The following is an 18946-nucleotide window of genomic DNA, read 5'->3' on the forward strand; positions in this document are numbered from 1 at the left end:
ACTTAAAGCAGCGTTATTATTAAAACACATATTAAATTAGAATTGTTATAAATAACAACCTAACACCGTGTACATACATGTAAATAGAGTTTTTTGTTTAACCACAAATGATTATTATTATCAATTAGATGGAGGAGAATGAAAATGAACGCAGACCTGACTGCTCTAAAACAGCCAACAAAGGAAAAATCGCACAAGTCTACCAGCTTCAAAAGCAGCAAACTTTATGAACATAGCGAATTGATTGCTGCACTTGCCAGTGGTCTTATCGTTCTGACTGCATGGTTATTGGAAGACAGCGTCACATCAGGCTGGTGGATCACGCTTCACCTGGCCGCGTTTGCAATTGGCGGGTATGCCAAGGCAAAGGAAGGAATAGTAGAAACGATTCAGCAGAAAGATTTGAATGTGGAAATGCTGATGATTATAGCCGCAATCGGAGCAGCTGCTATCGGCTATTGGACAGAAGGTGCGATTCTCATATTTATTTTTGCTTTATCCGGTGCACTTGAAACGTACACGATGAATAAAAGCAGCCGTGAAATAGCTTCCCTGATGGAAATGCAGCCGGAAGAGGCCATTCGTCTCATTGGTAATCAAGAAGAATTGGTACCCGTTTCGGAACTGGAAACTGGTGATTATATTTTCGTTCGTGCCAGTGAGCGAATCCCGGCAGACGGCAAAATCATCAAAGGGACCACTTCCATTGACGAAAGTGCGATTACAGGTGAATCCGTTCCCGTCACTAAAGCGAATGATCAAGACGTATTCGCTGGCACGATGGCACTCGATGGATCGATTACCGTCCAAATCACCAAGCCGGCACATGAAACCCTGTTCCAGAAAATCATCCAACTTGTCCAGAATGCACAGGATGAGAAGTCACCATCACAGTTGTTTATCGAACGGTTTGAAGGAACGTATGTAAAAGCAGTGTTGGCAGTCGTCGCCATCATGATGTTCTTGCCGACTATGTTGTTCGGATGGGCCTTGTCTGAAAGCATCTACCGGGCTATGATTTTGCTGGTAGTAGCATCCCCTTGCGCACTTGTCGCGTCAATCACGCCTGCGACACTGTCCGCCATATCCAACAGTGCGAAAAGGGGTGTACTGTTTAAAGGCGGTGTTCACGTTGAAGGACTTAGCAGCATGAACGCGGTTGCCTTTGATAAAACCGGCACACTGACAAACGGAAAGCCAGTCGTTACCGAACTGATCACATTACCTGACGAGGACCGCAATCATATCATGGCTGTAACAGCCGCAATCGAAAACGAATCCACCCACCCGCTGGCACTGGCAATTACAGCACATGCAAGAGACCATATAGCCACAGAAATGTCTTCCATCCAGCCGCAGGAAGTAAAAACGGTGAATGGAAATGGCGTTACAGCAGTTCTTGATGGCGTGACTTGGAAAATTGGCAAAGCAGCTTTTGTTGGCGAAGAAGAGGCATTCCGTTTCCAGCATGGTGCAGCAGAGCGGCTGGCCAGCGAAGGAAAAACGGTTCTATTCGTCAAGGAAGATGACCGGATTGCAGCCCTTTATGCACTAAAAGATACCATCAGAAAGGATACGAAGCGTACCATCAGCGCATTGAAGCAGCAAGGCATTCATACCATCATGCTGACCGGCGACAATGAACAGACGGCAAAAGCCATCGCCGAAGAAGCCGGTGTCGATCATTTTCGGGCGGAATGTCTACCTGGAGAAAAGGTAGATCACATAAAGCAACTTCGGGAGCAATATGGGCATGTCGCCATGGTTGGGGATGGTATCAATGACGCACCCGCACTGGCCGCTGCCGATTCAGGCATCGCTATGGGAGAAGGAACAGACGTGGCACTCGAAACAGCTGATGTCGTTTTGATGAAAAACGAATTGCCCAAAATCACAAACGCTATAGCACTGTCCATCCGCATGAATAAAATCGTCAAACAAAATGTCGTCTTTTCTCTGGCTGTCATCGCGGTGCTCATCCTATCCAATTTTACACAAATACTTGACTTGCCACTTGGCGTCATCGGACATGAAGGAAGCACCATACTCGTCATCTTAAACGGGCTCCGATTATTAAAATAGCTGCCACATATACGTGACAGCTATTTTTTATTGCCTGTTTTATTTTGTTCTCTGAGTGTGGCATTGATGACACCGCCGATCATAATGATAACGCCGGATAAATAAAACCAGATCATTAGGACGATGACCGTTCCAAGACTGCCATACGTTGCGGAATAATTGCCCATCGAGCTGACATAAAAAGAGAAAGCCAGTGAGGTCAGCTGCCAGCCAATTGTTGCAAACAACGCACCCCAGACCACATTTTTGAAATATATTCGTTTATTGGGCGCCATCTTGTACAACGCCACCAGTACAATAAAGAAAACCACCGATGATATAACCCAGCGCATGGCATCCCATACTTGCAGAAACTCCCCAGATGCACCGAAAAACTTAAAAATATATACTCCGATGGCTTTTCCAAAAATGGGAAGCAAGAATGCTATAAAAATAACGAAAATCATGGCAATGGTCAAAACGATAGCAATCAGCCGCGTAACAATAAACGAGCGGTCTTCATCCACATCATATGCGCGGTTAAAACCACGCATCACCGCATTGATACCATTGGACGCTGACCACAGTGTCCCAATAATTCCAATCGATAGAAGTTGTCCATTCTGATTACTGACCAGCTGTTGAACATTTTGGTTAATCAGTTCTGAAATTTCGCCTGGTGCATACGTTTCAATGAATTCAATAATGTCTAGGTCGTTCAACGGCAGATATCCAACCAGCGTCATCAGAAACAACAAAAAAGGAAATAAGGAAAGCAGGAAAAAATAGGCCAACTGGGCACCCAGACCAAAAATGTCATCATCCGTAATCCGCCGGTACAATCTTTTGATGAATTCCTTGCTTTCCTCCCACATCCTATCAGCCTCACCTAAGTTGTTTGCCTGTTATTTTTCCAACTTTTTTGTTTCACTGCCTGTGAACTGTTCCAACGTGTTCTCCACTTGCTCCAGTGCATTGATGGCGTTATCTGCGCCTGCTGTAAATTGTGCATTGAACCGGTCGAACGAATCCTTCACACGTTTCACCGCTGACGACGGATGGGTCGCATAGTAGGACGACTCATTCTTTACATCCGCCGCTTTTCTTTTTGCATAGTCTCTTGCATCACGGTCAAGCAAGGAAAGTAGCCCTCCTGCAATCGATCCGACTACTAACCCTAGACATAATTTTCGTTTACCCATTTGTTATCGCTCCTTTTACGTTATGTGTTATTTTCAGTCTTGATTTGATTCAGCAGCTGCTTGCATCCATCTGAAACCAGTTCATACGTATAATCAAAATTGCCCGTGAAGTATGGATCCGGCACATTAGCCGTTTCCGCCTCATGAACATAATCCATCAGCCTGGCGACAACAGCACCATCCGTTGCACCCGTCATCCCTTGTAAAGCACGGATGTTATCATCGTCCATGGCAATCATATAGTCAAAACGATGCCAATCATTCGTATGTATTTGCCGGGCCTTCATTCCATCATAAGAGATGTCCTGCCTGTCCAGTATTTTTCTCGTCCCTTCATGCGGTGCGTCCCCGCTATGCCACGGACCAATGCCGGCTGAATCCACTTCGATTTTATCAGATAGTCCTTCTTTTTTCACTAAATCCCGGAAAATAGCCTCTGCCATCGGAGACCGGCAAATGTTCCCGAGACATATAAATAAGACACGTATCATCCGCTCACCCCTGCTCCAATCGATTCTTTCCAACCTTATTATAATAGGAGCCGACCGTAAATTCCACTTTCCTCTACTATGCGAGCGGGGCAATACATTCAGCATCATTATTTTTCGCCGAATTTACATAACTTGCAACATCATATGCTTGCAGCTCTTCCATTTCCAACGCCTGCAAAAAATGATAGGCCTCTTCCGGTGATTGCTCGCCAGCCTCAATCCACGCGTCCTCTCGTCCTTTCGGCAAAATGATTGGCATGCGGTGGTGAATGTCCTGCATAAACGGATTAGCCGCTTTCGTCAGGATTGTACATGTGAAAAGCTTTTGCTCGTCGTGCTCCCATTTATCCCATAGCCCCGCAAACGCAAATAATTCGCGATCACCCAGCTGAATCCGCTTCGGCTGTTTTTCGCCGCCGTCACGTTTCCACTCATAAAAACTGTCAGCAACAATCAGACAGCGCTTCCTGGCCATGAGACGTTGGAAGCTTGGCTTTTCATGGGCTGTTTCACTGCGGGCGTTGATCATCTTATACCCGACTTTTTCATCATTTGCCCACGAGGGAATAAGGCCCCAGCGCAAATAGCCGGCCCGCTTTTCTTTGCCATCATGAATAATGGCGAGCACATTTTGTCCGGGTGCGATATTGTAGCTGGGCTGGTAATGATCGATCGGCTGGTTTATGCCAAATTCCTGCAAAATCTTCACTTCATCCGCAAGCAATGTAAACCGTCCACACATGATTTTACTCCTCTCTTACAAATCAACGTGAAAAAAACACTCTTTTAGAAAACAGCCATATTAAAAAATACTGAAGTCCCACTGGTTGGCGATGTGTCGGAGCAGCCGGATGCCGGCGATGCTGTTTCCTTTATCCCCTAACGCCGGTCCATAAACGCCAATCCCGCAGCCGTCTGTAAATGGCATTGTTTCTTCCCTGACCCGTGGCGGCACTGCTGCAACAATACCACCGGACACCCCGCTTTTCGCCGGAATGCCGACATAAGTAGCAAATTTTCCGGACGCATCATACATGCCGCATGTCAGCATGAGCACCTTTGCAATCCGGGCAATCTGCCTCGGAATAATCTCTTCCCCTGTCTTCGTATCCATTCCATCATTGGCAAGAACCATGCCAATCCTGGCCAGGTCGTCTATTGTCACTTCTATTGAGCATTGCTTAAAATACGTCTCCAGTGTGACATTCAGATCAGATTCCAAAAAGCCAGTTTCCAATAAATAATAACCAATCGCCCTGTTTCGCATCGATGAATCCCGCTCCGACTCATACACTTCAACATTTAATTCAGGACGGTACCCCAATATTTGCTCAAGCAGCAGGTATATCGGTTCCAGGCGGTGATCCGATGTTTTGCCGGGCAAAATAGATGAGACTGTAATCGCACCAGCATTAATCAGTGGATTGAACGGCTTTTCAACTTGATGCATTTCCAAATGCATAATCGAATTAAACGCTTCGCCTGATGGTTCCACATCAACCCTGTTCAGCATATAGGAAACACCGCGTTCCATACAGGCGACGATAAAACTGATTACTTTTGAAATGCTTTGCAGTGTGAACGGAATTTCCGTATCACCGGAACGAACAGTCATGCCGCTTTTACCGATGATGGAAATCCCAAGGTCATCAGGATCTGCCTGCTGCAGAACAGGTATGTATGAGGCGACTTCACCGTCACTGGTATGCTTCCGGTAAAAAGCAACCCAGTCGTCCACATACTGCTGCAGCCATTCTTGTGTCTGTCCCGTATTCCAGTTTGCTATGCCTTGAACCATTCTATCACCTCTTCATATAGTAGTATGCCTATCCGGAGAGGATTTTCTGCATGATTTTTTTACCGTTTACTGTTCTAATCCAATTATACAGACGGCAGCCGGGGCATGAAAGGAAAACCATGTTTCAGGACTGACTGCTGCCAGTAACAGAGGTGTTTAGAAAAAACTTTCTCTTGTATTTTGACATTGCCGGCGTTACGATGGAATCTTGGACAAGAAAGATTTATCTTATCCATTCAACTTACCAGAAAGGCGTCTTAACGTGAATAAACAAGTATATTTTCTAACCATCGTTGCTTTTGTTGTCGGAATGGTTGAATTGATCATCGGTGGGATACTTGATCTGATGGCAGCAGATTTAAATGTAGGGCTTGGAAAGGTTGGTTTTCTAATTACCATCTTTTCGCTCATTTTCGCCATTGGTTCACCCGTTTTACTGATTTTAACGGCAGCTATTGAGCGTAAACGGCTTATGCTGATGTCACTTGCCGTATTTTTGACAGGCAATATCATAACTGTATTCAGTCCGGGATATGCCGCTGTATTTATCGGACGCATCATTCTGGCATTGAGCGGGGCACTATTAATCATATTATGTCTGACGATTGCACCATCCATCGTTCATCCGAAATATCGCGGACGGGCTATCGGAATTGTGTCCATGGGGGTCAGCGCATCCATTGTACTTGGACTGCCAGTCGGGTTGTTTCTCGGCAATGCATTTGGCTGGCGTGCCCCATTTGTGATGATTACGTTTCTAACCATTCTTTCCACAGCTGGGGTTTTTATCTTGATGGACCGTGTTGAACCAAAACCATCCAGTCCGCTTAAGATGCAGCTGGCAACATTGAAAAACCGGAAAATATTTTTTGGGCAGATGATCACATTTCTGTTTCTGGCAGGGCACACAACGCTATACGCGTACCTGACTCCATTTGCAAAAATAACCATGGATGCCAGTGGAACGTGGGTCAGCTTTATTTACTTGATTTTCGGTATTGCAGCGGTTAGCGGTGGCGGTGTCGGCGGGTATCTTTCTGACACGATAGGTCCAAAACGCACCATCATGCTGACGACAGTACTGTTTACAGCGGTAATGGTAGGTATTCCAAACATGACATTTGCACTCCCGGCATTTCTGGTTATCCTCATTGTTTGGGGATTGCTAAGCTGGACATTAGCTCCGGCAACACAGAGTTATCTGATCAGCCTGTCGCCGGAAACGTCCGACATCCAGCAGAGCCTGAATAACTCGGCACTGCATCTTGGGATTGCTTTCGGTTCTTTTATTGGGGGTCTTGTTATTGAACAAGCTTCCGTTGAACAAAATGCAACAGTCGGCAGCTTGCTCGTCATGCTCGCTGTTGGTGCGGCCGTTGTGTCAATGTATGGAAAAGAGCAGTCGAAAGAAGCATATAGGAAAAGGGACTGACCATTGTGATCAGTCCCTTTTTTAGTATTGATATTTTTTACTTCCCAATAAACTGCTGGGTCCAGTGGTTACCTTGTTCCACATAACCAACGCCAATATGGGTGAAGTTCGGATTCATGATATTCTCGCGGTGACCTTCACTGTTCATCCATCCATCAACCACCTGTTGCGGTGTACGCTGGCCTCTGGCGATGTTCTCCCCGGCCGTCTGGTAGGCGATGCCGAATTGCTTCATCATATCAAATGGTGAACCATAGTTCGGACTGTCATGAGAGAAATAGTTGTTCGCTGCCATATCCCGGGACTTTTCACGCGCGACTTTACTCAGTTCCGTATCCACTTTAAGCGGTTCCAGGCCTTGTGCTGTCCGCTCTTGGTTCGTCAGTTCCACCACTTGCTGCTCAAATTCATTCAGCTGCTGCGACTGTGATGGCTTTTGCTGCTGTTCCTTCTGCTCAGCAGGCTGCTGTGGTGTTTGAGCTTCAGGCGTTCTAGCAGGCTGTTCTTCCTGCTGTTCCGTAACCTGTTCTGTTGCCTCGTTTTGTTGTGGTTCAGATGGTGTATTGTTATCAGACTGTTCCTGATTGGATTCCGGTTTATTTGATTCAGGCTGCTGTTCTGGCTCTGACTGTTCCTGCTCTTGCTCGGGCTTTTCTTGCTTTTCCTGCTCATTGTTACTATTTTGGCTCTCCCAATTCCAAGTGACTTGCGGGAAATATTGCTTTACATATTCCTGGAATTTGCCAGATGAAAGTTCACCCATGCCACTTCCATTCATAGAATAATAGACTTTATGCTGATTGGAAGAATTCTGTGCATTCGCTGTGCTGGCAGATGCGTCCGCTGTGCTTTGAAATGCTCCGCCAAATAGGAGTGCGGCGGTCATAGAGCCGACGATCAATTTATTATGCATGTTTCGACACCTCTCTCGTGTTTTTTGTTACGGCATTATCGTACCATGCTTTTTCTGTAATATTTCTGGAAGGCGCTGCCATGACCATAACAGTGTTATGTATTTTTCAAAAAAGCCGCATCATTATAGGGTTTATCCCACGTTGATTGCAGTGCCTGTTGGAAATTATATTGTTCATTGGAATAAACTTCATGTAATTGCATATTGACAGGCTTCCGAAACTACCGTTTATGTTACATTCGGCAAAAAGATGTAACCGAAATGTTACTTGCATTCTCCCTTGATAATGGGCACAATACATAAGAAGTAGATATTTTTTTGTCGTTTTTTGACCCCCAGAAATTGTGGTATACTTAAGAAATGGTATTTAAGGACATTTATATTGTTACTGTGCATCGCCATTTCGGATTATTCGTTATATAGATTTTAATTTATTATTGGAGGAACATACCATGTTATCAACAGCAGAAATCGGAATTGACCTGGGTACCGCAAATATATTGATTTATTCCAAGACAAAAGGAATTGTCCTGAATGAGCCATCAGTTGTGGCTATTGACTTAAACACGAAAAATGTCGTTGCTGTAGGTGCAGAAGCGAAAGAAATGGTTGGCAAAACACCACAGAACATTGTCCCGATCCGGCCATTGAAAGACGGGGTTATCGCCGACTATGACGTAACAGCACAAATGCTGAAAGAATTTTTGAAGAAAGTGAGCAAAAAAATCGGCCTGTCCATGCGTAAGCCAACGGTAGTTGTCTGCACCCCATCCGGAAGCACAACGGTCGAGCGTCGTGCGATCCATAATGCGGTTAGCAGCTATGGCGCAAAACATGTGCATTTGATTGAAGAACCTGTTGCATCATCCATTGGTGCAGATTTGCCAGTCGATGAACCAATCGCCAATGTCACCGTTGATATCGGTGGCGGCACATCCGAAGTAGGCATCATCTCATTTGGCGGTGTTGTCTCCTGTAATTCCATTCGCACCGGCGGCGACAAAATGGATGAAGAAATTGTCAACTTTATCCGGAAGAAATACAACATTCTGATTGGCGAACGGACAGCAGAAAACATTAAAATGGAAATCGGACATGCCGATGAAAATCATACCGAGGAATCCATGGATGTCCGCGGTCGGGATATGGTTTCAGGCCTCCCGCAAACAGTCACGGTTTCTTCCAAAGAAGTTTACGCTGCTCTGAAAGAATCGCTTGACCAAATTCTCGAAACCATCCGTATGACACTCGAAAATTGCCCGCCTGAGTTGAGCGGTGACATTGTTGACCGCGGTATCGTACTGACCGGCGGCGGTGCCATGCTGAATGGGTTAAAAGACTGGCTTTCTGATGAACTGTTCGTTCCGGTGCATCTCGCGCCAAACCCACTCGAATCCGTTGCCATCGGAACCGGCCGGTCGCTGAAGATGATTTCCAAACTGCAAAAAGCTGCAAAATAACAATTGGTAACAACCGCGCTCATACTCTATGTGCGCGGTTGTTTTATGTTTTGCGGGGTGTGATGGATGGTTGCTTGCTACAGACCGGTCGATTTCCGCTGCTGTCCGGTTGATTCTTTCCCCCGATTGGTCGATTCTGACCTCGAACGGTCGATTCCCACACCCGATCGGTTGATTCTCGCCCCCCACATTCCAACTTAATCTCCCTCCTTAGCCAGCACAACCATCACACCTTCTGACACACCTACTTCCATAAAATTATAAAAACAGGTTTACAAATATTTCAGAATAGTATATAATAACTGTAGTCATGTTAAAGCGCTTCCACGCTACAACGCATGATGCCCTAAGTAAGGCAAACGATCAGAGGCAGGATGAAACGAACTCGGTATTTCCAAAAGCCGCCTCTGGCATTAAATTATTTCGAACAACAAATGATAACTGTCCAATCTGTTTGCAGTTCCATTCCAGTTCTGTCTCAACAGATAAAAGCCAGTTCAAATAGACGTACAGTAAAGAAAACTTGGCTAGCGCCAGGCCTTTTAGGCTCAGGCGATTGCCCTAGTTGCCTTATGCAGTTAAGAAAATATGTTAATTTCCTTAACTGCCGCAGATAAAAAACTGTCGTCTGTTTGGAGTGGCTTATTTTAATTGGGAAGGAGTGAAGAAATGGCTGGAGCACTCGAAAACATCCGAATTCTTGACTTGTCCAGAGTTCTGGCTGGTCCGTACTGCACCATGATCCTTGGTGACCTTGGCGCCGAGGTGATTAAAGTGGAAGCCCCCGGCGGCAGTGACGAGACACGCAAATGGGGTCCCCCGTTTCAAAACGAGGTCAGTGCATACTATCTGTGCGCCAACCGGAATAAAAAGAGCATCACACTTGACTTAAAATCCGAGGAAGGTCATGAAGCGATTAAAAGTCTCGTCCGTGAAAGTGATGTTATCATTAATAATTTTAAAACCGGAACGATGGAACGCCTTGGACTTGATTATGACACATTGTCGGAGATCAACCCCGGCCTCGTCTACTGCTCGATTACCGGATTCGGCGAAACGGGTCCGTACAGCAGTATGCCGGGATATGACTTTATCATCCAGGCAATGAGCGGTCTGATGAGCATTACTGGTGACAGTGAATCCGGTCCGCAAAAAGTCGGAGTGGCGATCACGGATATTTTGACCGGGCTGTACGCTTGTGTTGGCATCCAGGGGGCATTGCTTGAGCGGACGCAATCAGGCAAAGGGCAAAAGCTTGATCTTTCCTTGTATGATTCAGCCGTCAGCGCTCTTGTCAATGTTGGAAGCAACTATCTGATGGCAGGGAAAATTCCGGCGGCCCTTGGAAACCAGCATGCCAATATTGTCCCATACCAGACGTTTTCCACGATGGATGGCGAAATGGTAATTGCAGTCGGCAATGATAATCAGTTCCGGAATTTATGCAACATTTTAGGAAAACCCGAATATGCATCAGATGAGCGGTTCCGGACAAACCCTGACCGCGTGGCTAACAGGGAAACGTTAATCCCAATGCTTCAGGAGGTATTTTCGACCGGGTCCACTGCCTATTGGCAAAAGCAATGTCAGCAAAACAATATCCCGTGCGGTCCGATCCAGACAATCGATGAAGTAGCCAATGATCCGCAACTGAACGAGCGGGATATGTTTATCGATGCCGATCACCCGACCGCCGGTGATATACGTATGATTGGCAGTCCGCTTAAGTTATCACGGACCCCGGTGCAAACGAAGAACCATCCGCCGAATGCCGGTGAACACAATGAAGAATTGCTGAAACAGTTTGGCTTCATCAAATAACACGGCTCATCCCGGCATTAACACACCAATACCGGCAGCCAACTGCCAGTGAAAAATTTTATCCATTAAATTAGGAGTTGATCACATGAACTTTCATTTTTCAGAAGAACAAACTATGCTGCGTTCAACAGTCAGGAACTTTGTTGATAACGAAATTATGCCATATATTGCCGAATGGGATCGGGAAGGCCAATTTGACCCGTCCATTATGCAGAAGCTGGCTGACCTTGGACTGATGGGTGTCTGTATCCCCGAAGAATACGGCGGAAGCGGCATGGACTACAACTCGCTGGCCATCGTCTGTGAGGAATTGGAGCGTGGAGACACCGCCTTCCGGACAGCAGTTTCCGTTCATACGGGCCTGAACAGCATGACACTGCTGCAATGGGGTACTGAAGAACAGAAACAAAAATACCTTGTCCCGCAGGCAAAAGGAGAAAAAGTCGGCGCTTACGGACTGACCGAGCCAGCTGCCGGTTCCGACGTCGCTTCCCTGCAGTCCACAGCGGTCAAACAGGGCAACCATTATATTTTGAACGGGTCCAAAGCATGGATTTCGCTATGTGATACAGCCGATCACTTCCTTGTGTTCGCCTACACAGATAAAGCAAAACGCCACAAAGGCATTTCCGCATTTATTGTGGAGCGGGACTGGGAAGGATTTGACTCCAAAGCAACGAAAGGGAAACTTGGCATCCGCTCCGGCAATACCGGTGAAATATTCTTTGATAACGTAAAAGTTCCGGAAGAAAACCTGCTCGGTGAAGAAGGAGAAGGGTTTAAAATTGCCATGGCCGCACTCGATAACGGTCGTTTCACGGTTGCTGCAGGTGCTGTCGGGCAAATCCGTGCCTGCCTGGAAGCAAGTGTCAACTATTCCCATGAACGGGAAACATTCGGAAAGCCAATCGGCCAGCACCAGCTTGTCCAGCGCATGATTGCCAACATGAAAGCGGGACTGGAAATGAGCAGCCTGCTTGTTTACCGTGCCGGCGAGCTGAAAAACGAAGGAAAGCGCAACACGGAGGAAACATCAATGGCGAAATGGCAGGCGTGCGACTTTGCCAATAAAGCTGCTGATGACGCCGTCCAGGTACACGGTGCATACGGTTATTCAGATGAGTATCCGGTGGAACGTTATTTGCGGAACTCAAAAGCCCCAGTCATTTACGAAGGAACCCGGGAAGTACACACGATCGTGCAAGCTGAGTATGCGCTTGGCTACCGTCAGGATAAACCATTAAACAAAATGCTCCCTGCATGGGAAGGCAATCACGCTAAAGTATAATGCTGCAAAGGAGGTTCCCAAATGAAACTTAAAAGCAAAACCAATAGTATTTTTATTGACGGCCAGTGGCGTGATACGGACGGACAGAAAACAAGCACGGTTTACAACCCGGCAACACTTGAGGCGATTACAGAAGTTGCCTATGGCGGAAAAGCAGAAACCGAGGCGGCAATCAGCGCTGCAACTCGTGCTTTCCAAACTTGGCGGGAGATGACCGGCCGGGAACGCTCACGGATTCTGTACAAAGCACACGAATTGATGCTTGACGATGCCGAACGCCTCGGCGAAATTCTGACAACCGAACAAGGCAAGCCACTGAAAGAAGCAATTGGCGAAGTAAAAGGAGCTGCCAGCTTTCTGCTCTGGTATGCCGAAGAAGCGAGCCGGGCTTACGGGGAATGGATTCCATCATCCAAAAAGTCCAAGCGCCTGCTCGTTATCCCGCAGCCGGTTGGGGTTGTGGGTGCCATTACGCCCTGGAATTTCCCGGCATCCATGATCACCCGAAAAATTGGACCCGCACTTGCTGCAGGCTGCACGGTCGTATTGAAGCCTGCGCCGGAAACACCGCTGTCAGCCATTGAAATCGTCAAAATCATGGAAAAAGCCGGCATGCAAAAAGGTGTCGTCAATCTTGTCACAGGGGATGCAGAAGCAATCGGTAACACGATGCTGAACAGCAAAGACGTCCGTCTGATGACCTTCACCGGATCCACTGAAGTCGGCAAATATTTGATGCGGGAAAGTGCCGATCATGTAAAAAAACTATCGCTTGAGCTCGGCGGTCACGCACCAATTGTTGTTTTTGATGATGCGGACATCGATAAAGCAGTCTCACTGGCTTTGTCGAGCAAATTCCGGAACAACGGGCAGACATGCATTTGTGCCAATCGTGTCTATGTCCACGATTCCGTCAAAGACGCTTTCCATGACAAACTGACTGAAAAAGTTGAGCAGCTCAAAATCGGAGACGGGACAGAAGAAGGGACAGACCTTGGCCCGCTGATTAATGAACAGGCATCTCACAAAGTCCAGAAACACCTTGATGATGCTGCAGCAAAAGGAGCGGATGTTGTTTGTGGCGGTGCCAAGTGGAACGGAGGACTGGACGGCCATTTCTATCAGCCTACCATCCTGTCCAATGTGACCGATGACATGCTCGTCATGAACGAAGAAACATTCGGACCGCTCATGCCAGTGCAAGTGTTCAGTGACGAGGATGCTGTTATCGACAAAGCGAATGATACTGACTATGGCCTGGCAGCCTATATTTTCACCGAAAAAACGAGCCGCGCCATCCGCGTATCCGAAAAACTCGACTATGGCATTGTCGGCGTGAATGACGTCTTCCCTGCCACGGCCGAAGCACCGTTCGGCGGCATCAAACAGTCGGGCGTCGGCAAAGAAGGCGGCCACCACGGCATGGATGAATTTTTGGAAATGAAATATGTATCGATGGGAATTGACGAGTGAAGGAAATAGCGGGAATATGCTGACAGCAGAGTTAGGCGGAAGAGCAACGTATTAAATGCGTTGCTCTTTTTAACTTTGGCACCTAATACCGTTTTCAGCCTACATTAGTAGAATATAAATAGAAACAAACAAAACAAAACCTGCAGTTAAGAAAAGAGTCATGGCATTTTCTTTTCGTTTTTCCTGGAATTCAGAAATCCCAAAAACTAAATTCATTAATCCCGTAAACAAAAGTGCATAAGGCATTACCCCAAATTCTTTTGCAACTACACTATACCCTGCTAAAAAGACCACAACAATTGCTAAAATAATTCTAGCTGCTTTCAAACTTCACGCTCCTTTTCACCCTGTTCTTGATATTCCTTATTATGATCTAGTTTTTTCATTTCCAACTCTACTTTTTTCTCCTCTAACGCTATTTCTTTCTCTTTTAACTCATTATCTTTTTTCTTGACATATCCATAATACAAAAGAGAAAGACTGATAATAACTGTAATGTAGAAAAATAAATCCAACTTAGTCACCGCCTCAAATAAAATAACACATCATAAATTTCTAACGGAATTCCTAATCATTTTACGAATGAGTGCTAAAATAGTTTCATTTTCCGTTTACTTCAACCAAACACAGCCTATTAACCTCTTCGCTATCATTTTTAAAATCTCTTCATAACCCGCGTCCGTAAGTCAGCGCAGGTTGACTACAATTCCCCAAGCAACGTCAGAAACCCGCCAATAAAACATGGCGGGTTTCTTTTAATTGTGACTCTCTCTGTAATGTTCATACTGCTTGTACAGATCATTCAAGGCTGATACAAGTGCGTTACCGGCTTTTCCCAAATAATGTTCTTTCATCATTTGTGAAGGGGTATCAATGCCATCCTGGAGGCTGTGTCCCCTTAACAGATGGTGGACAAAATGCCTGCCGTGTTCGGTTGCCAGCGTACAATTGGCCGCCACAATCACACCGTATTTTTTATCTATTTCTGCTGTTATGGTCAGTGTTTCGTACATGCTCTTGGCTGCCATGCCGGATGGCAGTCTGGCATGTCCGGCTATAAATACTGTATTCATTTATCCTCATCCCCCTGCTGCAATGCTGGCCCGCGAAGCCCGAGTTTTCTGGAAATCGCCTCAGCTGTTTGTCTTGTTTTTGCTTTCAGGACGTGTAAGTTCTCCCCCTCAAAATGACTGGACAAACCGCTTACAGCCAGTGCGGCAATGACCTTTCCGCTGTAATCATAAATTGGATAGGAGATCCCTGTCGTGTCCGCGTCCTGTTCTCCTATACTGTACGCATAGCCTGTTTCATAGATGGTTTTCAGTTCCTGCTGCAGCTCATCCTCATCGATCGGACGGCTGCTGTCAGGGCGCTGCAGTCCAGATTTTTCTATTATATACTGCTGCCGTTCATATGGCATGTTAGCCAGAAGCATCTTAGGACCGGATCCCAGATGAAGCGGAGAACTTTTGCCCACCCTAGTATTCAGCCGCAGTGCCCTTGAACTGTCTACTTTTTCAATGTATGTAGCCTCGTCGTGATCAACGATGACCAAATGAATCACTTCATTGATTTCTCTGCCCAGTTCTTCCATATAAGGCAGTGCAATGGCCCTTACTTCAAGCTGGTCAGTGACAATCTGCCCGAGCTCCAGCAATTTGAGCCCAAGCTGATATTTGCTGTCATGCTCATTTTCTTTCGTTTTCGATAGAAAGTGGTGATGCTCCAGCGCCGTCAGCAGCCTGTACACTGTGGGCTTGGGCATACCAGATTTATTAGTAATTTCTTTCAGTGTCAGTGCCGGTGTTTCTGCAGAAAAATAATCAAGCAGTTTCAATGCCTTCAATACACTCTGATTCATCTCTACTTCTCCTTGCCGCCTGCCTCAATCATTTGGACGGGAGAGGCTGCTGTCCACTAGCAGCCCCGATCCCATTGTCAGCTTTTAACGTGCGCTTTTGTTTCGCTGACCGATTCATAGATGTTCACACCACGTTTGGCCATTTCGCTGATATAGGCATCGCCCGGAACGATCTGTTCAGGCGGATACACGCCTCGTTTCGAGATTGTTCCGTTTGCAATCATCTGTGCCACCACGGATATGGAATTGGCTGTGACCCGTGCCATCGCTGTGACATTGTTTTCTCTGTCTTTATACGTTGTCATTTCAAATACATGTGTTTCCGGACTGCCGGCTTTTTCGCCGCCAACTTTCACCCGGAGCAGCACGACGTCGTCTTTGTCACCAAGCTCCACAATTGGGTCCAGCACTTTCAGAAACACATCTCGCGGGCTAACTTGTTCACCGTTTACATCAACCGTGTGATCCGCTCGTGTCAAATTCAGGTCGACGAGCAGCTGGAATTTCTCCGCATGCCCCGGGTAGCGGATCGTTTTGTATTCCAGTGTTTTCAGATTTGGATAAGATATGGATAGGGTGGATGTACCACCTGATGTATGAAACGCCTCAAGCGGGCCGTATTTTTCAAAATGGACACGCTCCACCTCGCTCAATGACGCGATTTCCTGCTTGATGCCATCACGGATAATCAGAGCTGGGTCGGTGTAATGGTCGAAAACACCTTCCATTGAGAAAACGTGATTGTATTCAAGCGGTGGCTCTGGATGGACGGGAATCCCGCCGACGTACAGCTTGATTTCTTCCAGTTCATCCAGTTTACTTGCCCCATGACCAGACAAAATATTGATCATGCCGGGAGCAACGCCCAAATCAGGAATAAGCGTAACACCACCTGCCTGCGCGTCTTCTTTCAGCTCCAGCACCTTATCCGTAATATGACCAATATGTCCGCCCAGATCGACGGAATGAACGCCTACCTCAATTGCGGTCTCCGCTACAATTTCATTAAAGGAATAAAATAATGCATTAATGATCACATCAAATTGCCGCATATAGCTTCCCAGGTCCTGCTTATCTTTGGCATTCACCTGATAGGCTGTCAGTTTAGGAGAATTCAACTGATGACAGACCTCTTGTGCACGCTGAAAATCAATATCGGCAAGCCCTACTGCCGTCACACCTTCACTTGCAGCTAGATCCCTTGCTGCTTCTTTGCCCATCAGTCCTGATCCCAGTACACCTATTTTCATATAGTCACCACTCCTTGTATAGGTTGTTCAAAAAGTCCGGTAAAAATGACACATCGAATTTCTTCGTTGACTTGTTTCTCCGCTCCTTGGAAAAGAAAACCGCTTTTCCTGCGTGCGATGCAGTTCAGGGTAGCTTTCCTTATGCTCGAAACTACGTCGCCTCGAACTTTCGACGCACAGGACGTGCTAGTGCAGGCGTTGCGACAGGACGTCGCGAACTTAGCCTGCCGGTCCTTTTTATCCTCCTTTTTGAACACGCACTTGTACAGAATATTTCCCGCCAGGCACGGGAACGTCCGGTCCTGATCCCTTCAAAAAAGCTCCCGGACTTAAGTTCCCTGTCGCCGGGCCGTTACGTTGTTTCGTGCCTCTTATTCGGTATCGATTTGTGCACGCTGCAGTTTGCCGCTGTAGTCCACGTACACGGCTTTCCACTCGGTGAACACGTCCAGTGCCTGTACGCCGGAATCGCGGTGACCATTACCGGTTCCTTTTGTACCGCCGAATGGCAAGTGGATTTCCGCTCCGGTTGTACCAGCATTTACATAAACAATACCTGTATCAAGGTCGCGCTGTGCCTGGAACACACGATTGGCATCCGTTGTGAAAATGGAGCTGGACAGTCCGTATGAAACACCGTTGTTCACTTCAATCGCCTCTTCAAAGCTCTTAACCGGAATCAGAGAGACGACCGGGCCAAAAATTTCCTCCTGGGAAATGCGCATATCCGGTGTCGCATCGGTAAACAATGTCGGTGCAAAGTAATGCCCCTTGGCGAGGTTGCCGTCTTCCAGCACATAGCCGCCGGCAACCAGTTTAGCGCCTTCTTCTTTACCAATCTGAATATATCTTTGAATTTTTTCCAAGCCGGCTTTGTTAATAATCGGACCGACTTTATTCGCCTCGTCAAGACCGTCACCGATGGTCAGCTTCTCGATTTCAGCAAGCAGCCGCTCCTCCAAGCGTTCCTTCACATCTTCGTGAACAATCACTCTGCTGGCCGCTGTGCAGCGCTGACCGCTTGTGCCGTACGCACTCCAAATGATTCCTTCGGCGGCCAGGTCCAGATCTGCGTCATCCATGACAATGATGGCATTCTTTCCGCCCATCTCCAGAGATACTTTTTTCAATTGCTTCCCACAGTCACTGGCAATATTACGCCCGGTATCATTGGATCCAGTGAATGAAATAACCCGGATATCATCATGGTGCACCATCGCATCACCAACTGCCGATCCTTTGCCATACACCACATTCAGGACACCTTTTGGCAGGCCGGCCTCTTCAAAAATCTTCACCAATTCATGCGCCATAATCGGCGTTTCTGTCGCTGGCTTCCAAATAACGGCATTGCCGCCAACGATCGCCGGGAATGATTTCCATGTAGCAATGGCAATTGGGAAGTTCCACGGGGTGATGATACCAACTACACCGACCGGACAGCGCTGGCTCATGGAAAATTTATTCGGCAGCTCTGCAGGTGTTGTATGGCCAAACAGGCGACGGCCTTCTCCAGCCATGTAAAAGGCCATATCAATGCCTTCCTGCACTTCCCCGCGCGCTTCTTCCAGTACCTTCCCATTTTCCATGGTCAAAAGCTGTGCAAGCCGCTCTTTCCGTTCTTTCATCCTATTGCCGACTTCAAATAGCACTTCTGCCCGTTGTGGTGCGGGAACCTTCGCCCATTCCTTCTGCGCTTTCTTCGCTGCTTCAACTGCTGTATCGACGGCACCGCTATCAGAGAGCGGAACATGTACAATCGTTTCCCCGTTTGCCGGATTGATCACTTCAGCCGTTTCATTCGTCTCCACCCAATTTCCATCAATAAAATTGTTCAATTTCTTTGCTTCAAGCAGTGTTTTAGCCATGCAAAATTCCTCCTGTATTGATATTTAT

Annotated in this window: 18 protein-coding genes; 6 read left to right on the plus strand and 12 right to left on the minus strand. The window is 46.8% G+C overall.

Annotated features, from left to right (window positions below; all coding sequences use genetic code 11):
* The first annotated feature begins 144 nt into the window (after positions 1–144).
* A complete protein-coding gene (locus ACFSUO_RS04150; RefSeq protein ID WP_382391366.1) occupies positions 145–2082 on the plus strand; it encodes a heavy metal translocating P-type ATPase in 1938 nt (645 codons plus the stop codon).
* 20 nt (positions 2083–2102) lie between these two features.
* Here ACFSUO_RS04150 and ACFSUO_RS04155 read toward each other — a convergent pair whose 3' ends face one another.
* The 5 genes from ACFSUO_RS04155 to ACFSUO_RS04175 form a co-directional block, all read right to left on the minus strand.
* The gene (locus ACFSUO_RS04155; protein ID WP_382391368.1) at positions 2103–2936 is read right to left on the minus strand and encodes a YihY/virulence factor BrkB family protein; all 834 of its coding nucleotides are present in this window, start codon (positions 2934–2936) and stop codon (positions 2103–2105) included.
* A gap of 30 nt (positions 2937–2966) precedes the next feature.
* Positions 2967–3263, minus strand: a complete 297-nt coding sequence (locus ACFSUO_RS04160) for a YtxH domain-containing protein (RefSeq protein ID WP_382391370.1) — start codon at positions 3261–3263, stop codon at positions 2967–2969.
* Between the two features lie 20 nt (positions 3264–3283).
* The gene (locus tag ACFSUO_RS04165; RefSeq protein ID WP_382391372.1) at positions 3284–3754 is read right to left on the minus strand and encodes a low molecular weight protein-tyrosine-phosphatase; all 471 of its coding nucleotides are present in this window, start codon (positions 3752–3754) and stop codon (positions 3284–3286) included.
* Positions 3755–3830: 76 nt separating this feature from the next.
* A complete protein-coding gene (locus ACFSUO_RS04170; protein ID WP_382391374.1) occupies positions 3831–4496 on the minus strand; it encodes an SOS response-associated peptidase in 666 nt (221 codons plus the stop codon).
* Positions 4497–4556: 60 nt separating this feature from the next.
* A complete protein-coding gene (locus ACFSUO_RS04175; RefSeq protein ID WP_382391376.1) occupies positions 4557–5552 on the minus strand; it encodes a glutaminase in 996 nt (331 codons plus the stop codon).
* A 262-nt stretch (positions 5553–5814) separates the two neighbouring features.
* On the opposite strand from ACFSUO_RS04175, the gene ACFSUO_RS04180 reads away from it, so the two are divergent.
* The gene (locus ACFSUO_RS04180; protein ID WP_382391378.1) at positions 5815–6984 is read left to right on the plus strand and encodes an MFS transporter; all 1170 of its coding nucleotides are present in this window, start codon (positions 5815–5817) and stop codon (positions 6982–6984) included.
* A gap of 37 nt (positions 6985–7021) precedes the next feature.
* Here the strand turns inward: ACFSUO_RS04180 and ACFSUO_RS04185 are convergent, their stop codons facing one another.
* Positions 7022–7897, minus strand: coding sequence for a CAP domain-containing protein (locus tag ACFSUO_RS04185; RefSeq protein WP_382391380.1), 876 nt, complete (start codon positions 7895–7897; stop codon positions 7022–7024).
* 452 nt (positions 7898–8349) lie between these two features.
* Here ACFSUO_RS04185 and mreBH point away from each other — a divergent pair, with 452 nt between their 5' ends.
* From mreBH to ACFSUO_RS04205, 4 genes are all read left to right on the plus strand, one after another.
* Positions 8350–9357: a rod-share determining protein MreBH gene (gene mreBH / locus ACFSUO_RS04190; protein ID WP_382391382.1), complete on the plus strand. Its 1008-nt coding sequence runs from the start codon at positions 8350–8352 to the stop codon at positions 9355–9357.
* Positions 9358–10026: 669 nt separating this feature from the next.
* Entirely contained in the window at positions 10027–11178 is a 1152-nt protein-coding gene (locus ACFSUO_RS04195; protein ID WP_382391384.1) for a CaiB/BaiF CoA transferase family protein, read from the plus strand.
* A gap of 85 nt (positions 11179–11263) precedes the next feature.
* Entirely contained in the window at positions 11264–12466 is a 1203-nt protein-coding gene (locus tag ACFSUO_RS04200; RefSeq protein WP_382391386.1) for an acyl-CoA dehydrogenase family protein, read from the plus strand.
* A gap of 21 nt (positions 12467–12487) precedes the next feature.
* Positions 12488–13939, plus strand: a complete 1452-nt coding sequence (locus ACFSUO_RS04205) for an NAD-dependent succinate-semialdehyde dehydrogenase (RefSeq protein WP_382391388.1) — start codon at positions 12488–12490, stop codon at positions 13937–13939.
* A 99-nt stretch (positions 13940–14038) separates the two neighbouring features.
* Here the strand turns inward: ACFSUO_RS04205 and ACFSUO_RS04210 are convergent, their stop codons facing one another.
* The 6 genes from ACFSUO_RS04210 to ACFSUO_RS04235 form a co-directional block, all read right to left on the minus strand.
* Positions 14039–14266, minus strand: coding sequence for a YczI family protein (locus tag ACFSUO_RS04210; RefSeq protein WP_382391390.1), 228 nt, complete (start codon positions 14264–14266; stop codon positions 14039–14041).
* Positions 14263–14454, minus strand: coding sequence for a hypothetical protein (locus ACFSUO_RS04215; RefSeq protein ID WP_382391392.1), 192 nt, complete (start codon positions 14452–14454; stop codon positions 14263–14265). The genes ACFSUO_RS04210 and ACFSUO_RS04215 overlap by 4 nt, the downstream gene beginning before the upstream one ends.
* 240 nt (positions 14455–14694) lie before the next feature.
* A complete protein-coding gene (locus tag ACFSUO_RS04220) occupies positions 14695–15012 on the minus strand; it encodes a DUF3870 domain-containing protein (protein ID WP_382391394.1) in 318 nt (105 codons plus the stop codon).
* A complete protein-coding gene (locus ACFSUO_RS04225; protein WP_382391396.1) occupies positions 15009–15800 on the minus strand; it encodes an IclR family transcriptional regulator in 792 nt (263 codons plus the stop codon). Before ACFSUO_RS04225 ends, ACFSUO_RS04220 begins: the two co-directional genes overlap by 4 nt.
* Before the next feature lie 77 nt (positions 15801–15877).
* Entirely contained in the window at positions 15878–17050 is a 1173-nt protein-coding gene (locus ACFSUO_RS04230) for a saccharopine dehydrogenase family protein (RefSeq protein WP_382391398.1), read from the minus strand.
* A gap of 371 nt (positions 17051–17421) precedes the next feature.
* Entirely contained in the window at positions 17422–18918 is a 1497-nt protein-coding gene (locus tag ACFSUO_RS04235; protein ID WP_382391400.1) for an aldehyde dehydrogenase family protein, read from the minus strand.
* Positions 18919–18946 lie beyond the last annotated feature (28 nt).

The sequence above is a fragment of the Lentibacillus juripiscarius genome (assembly GCF_042685205.1).
GTDB classification, from domain to species: Bacteria; Bacillota; Bacilli; order Bacillales; family Amphibacillaceae; genus Lentibacillus; species Lentibacillus juripiscarius.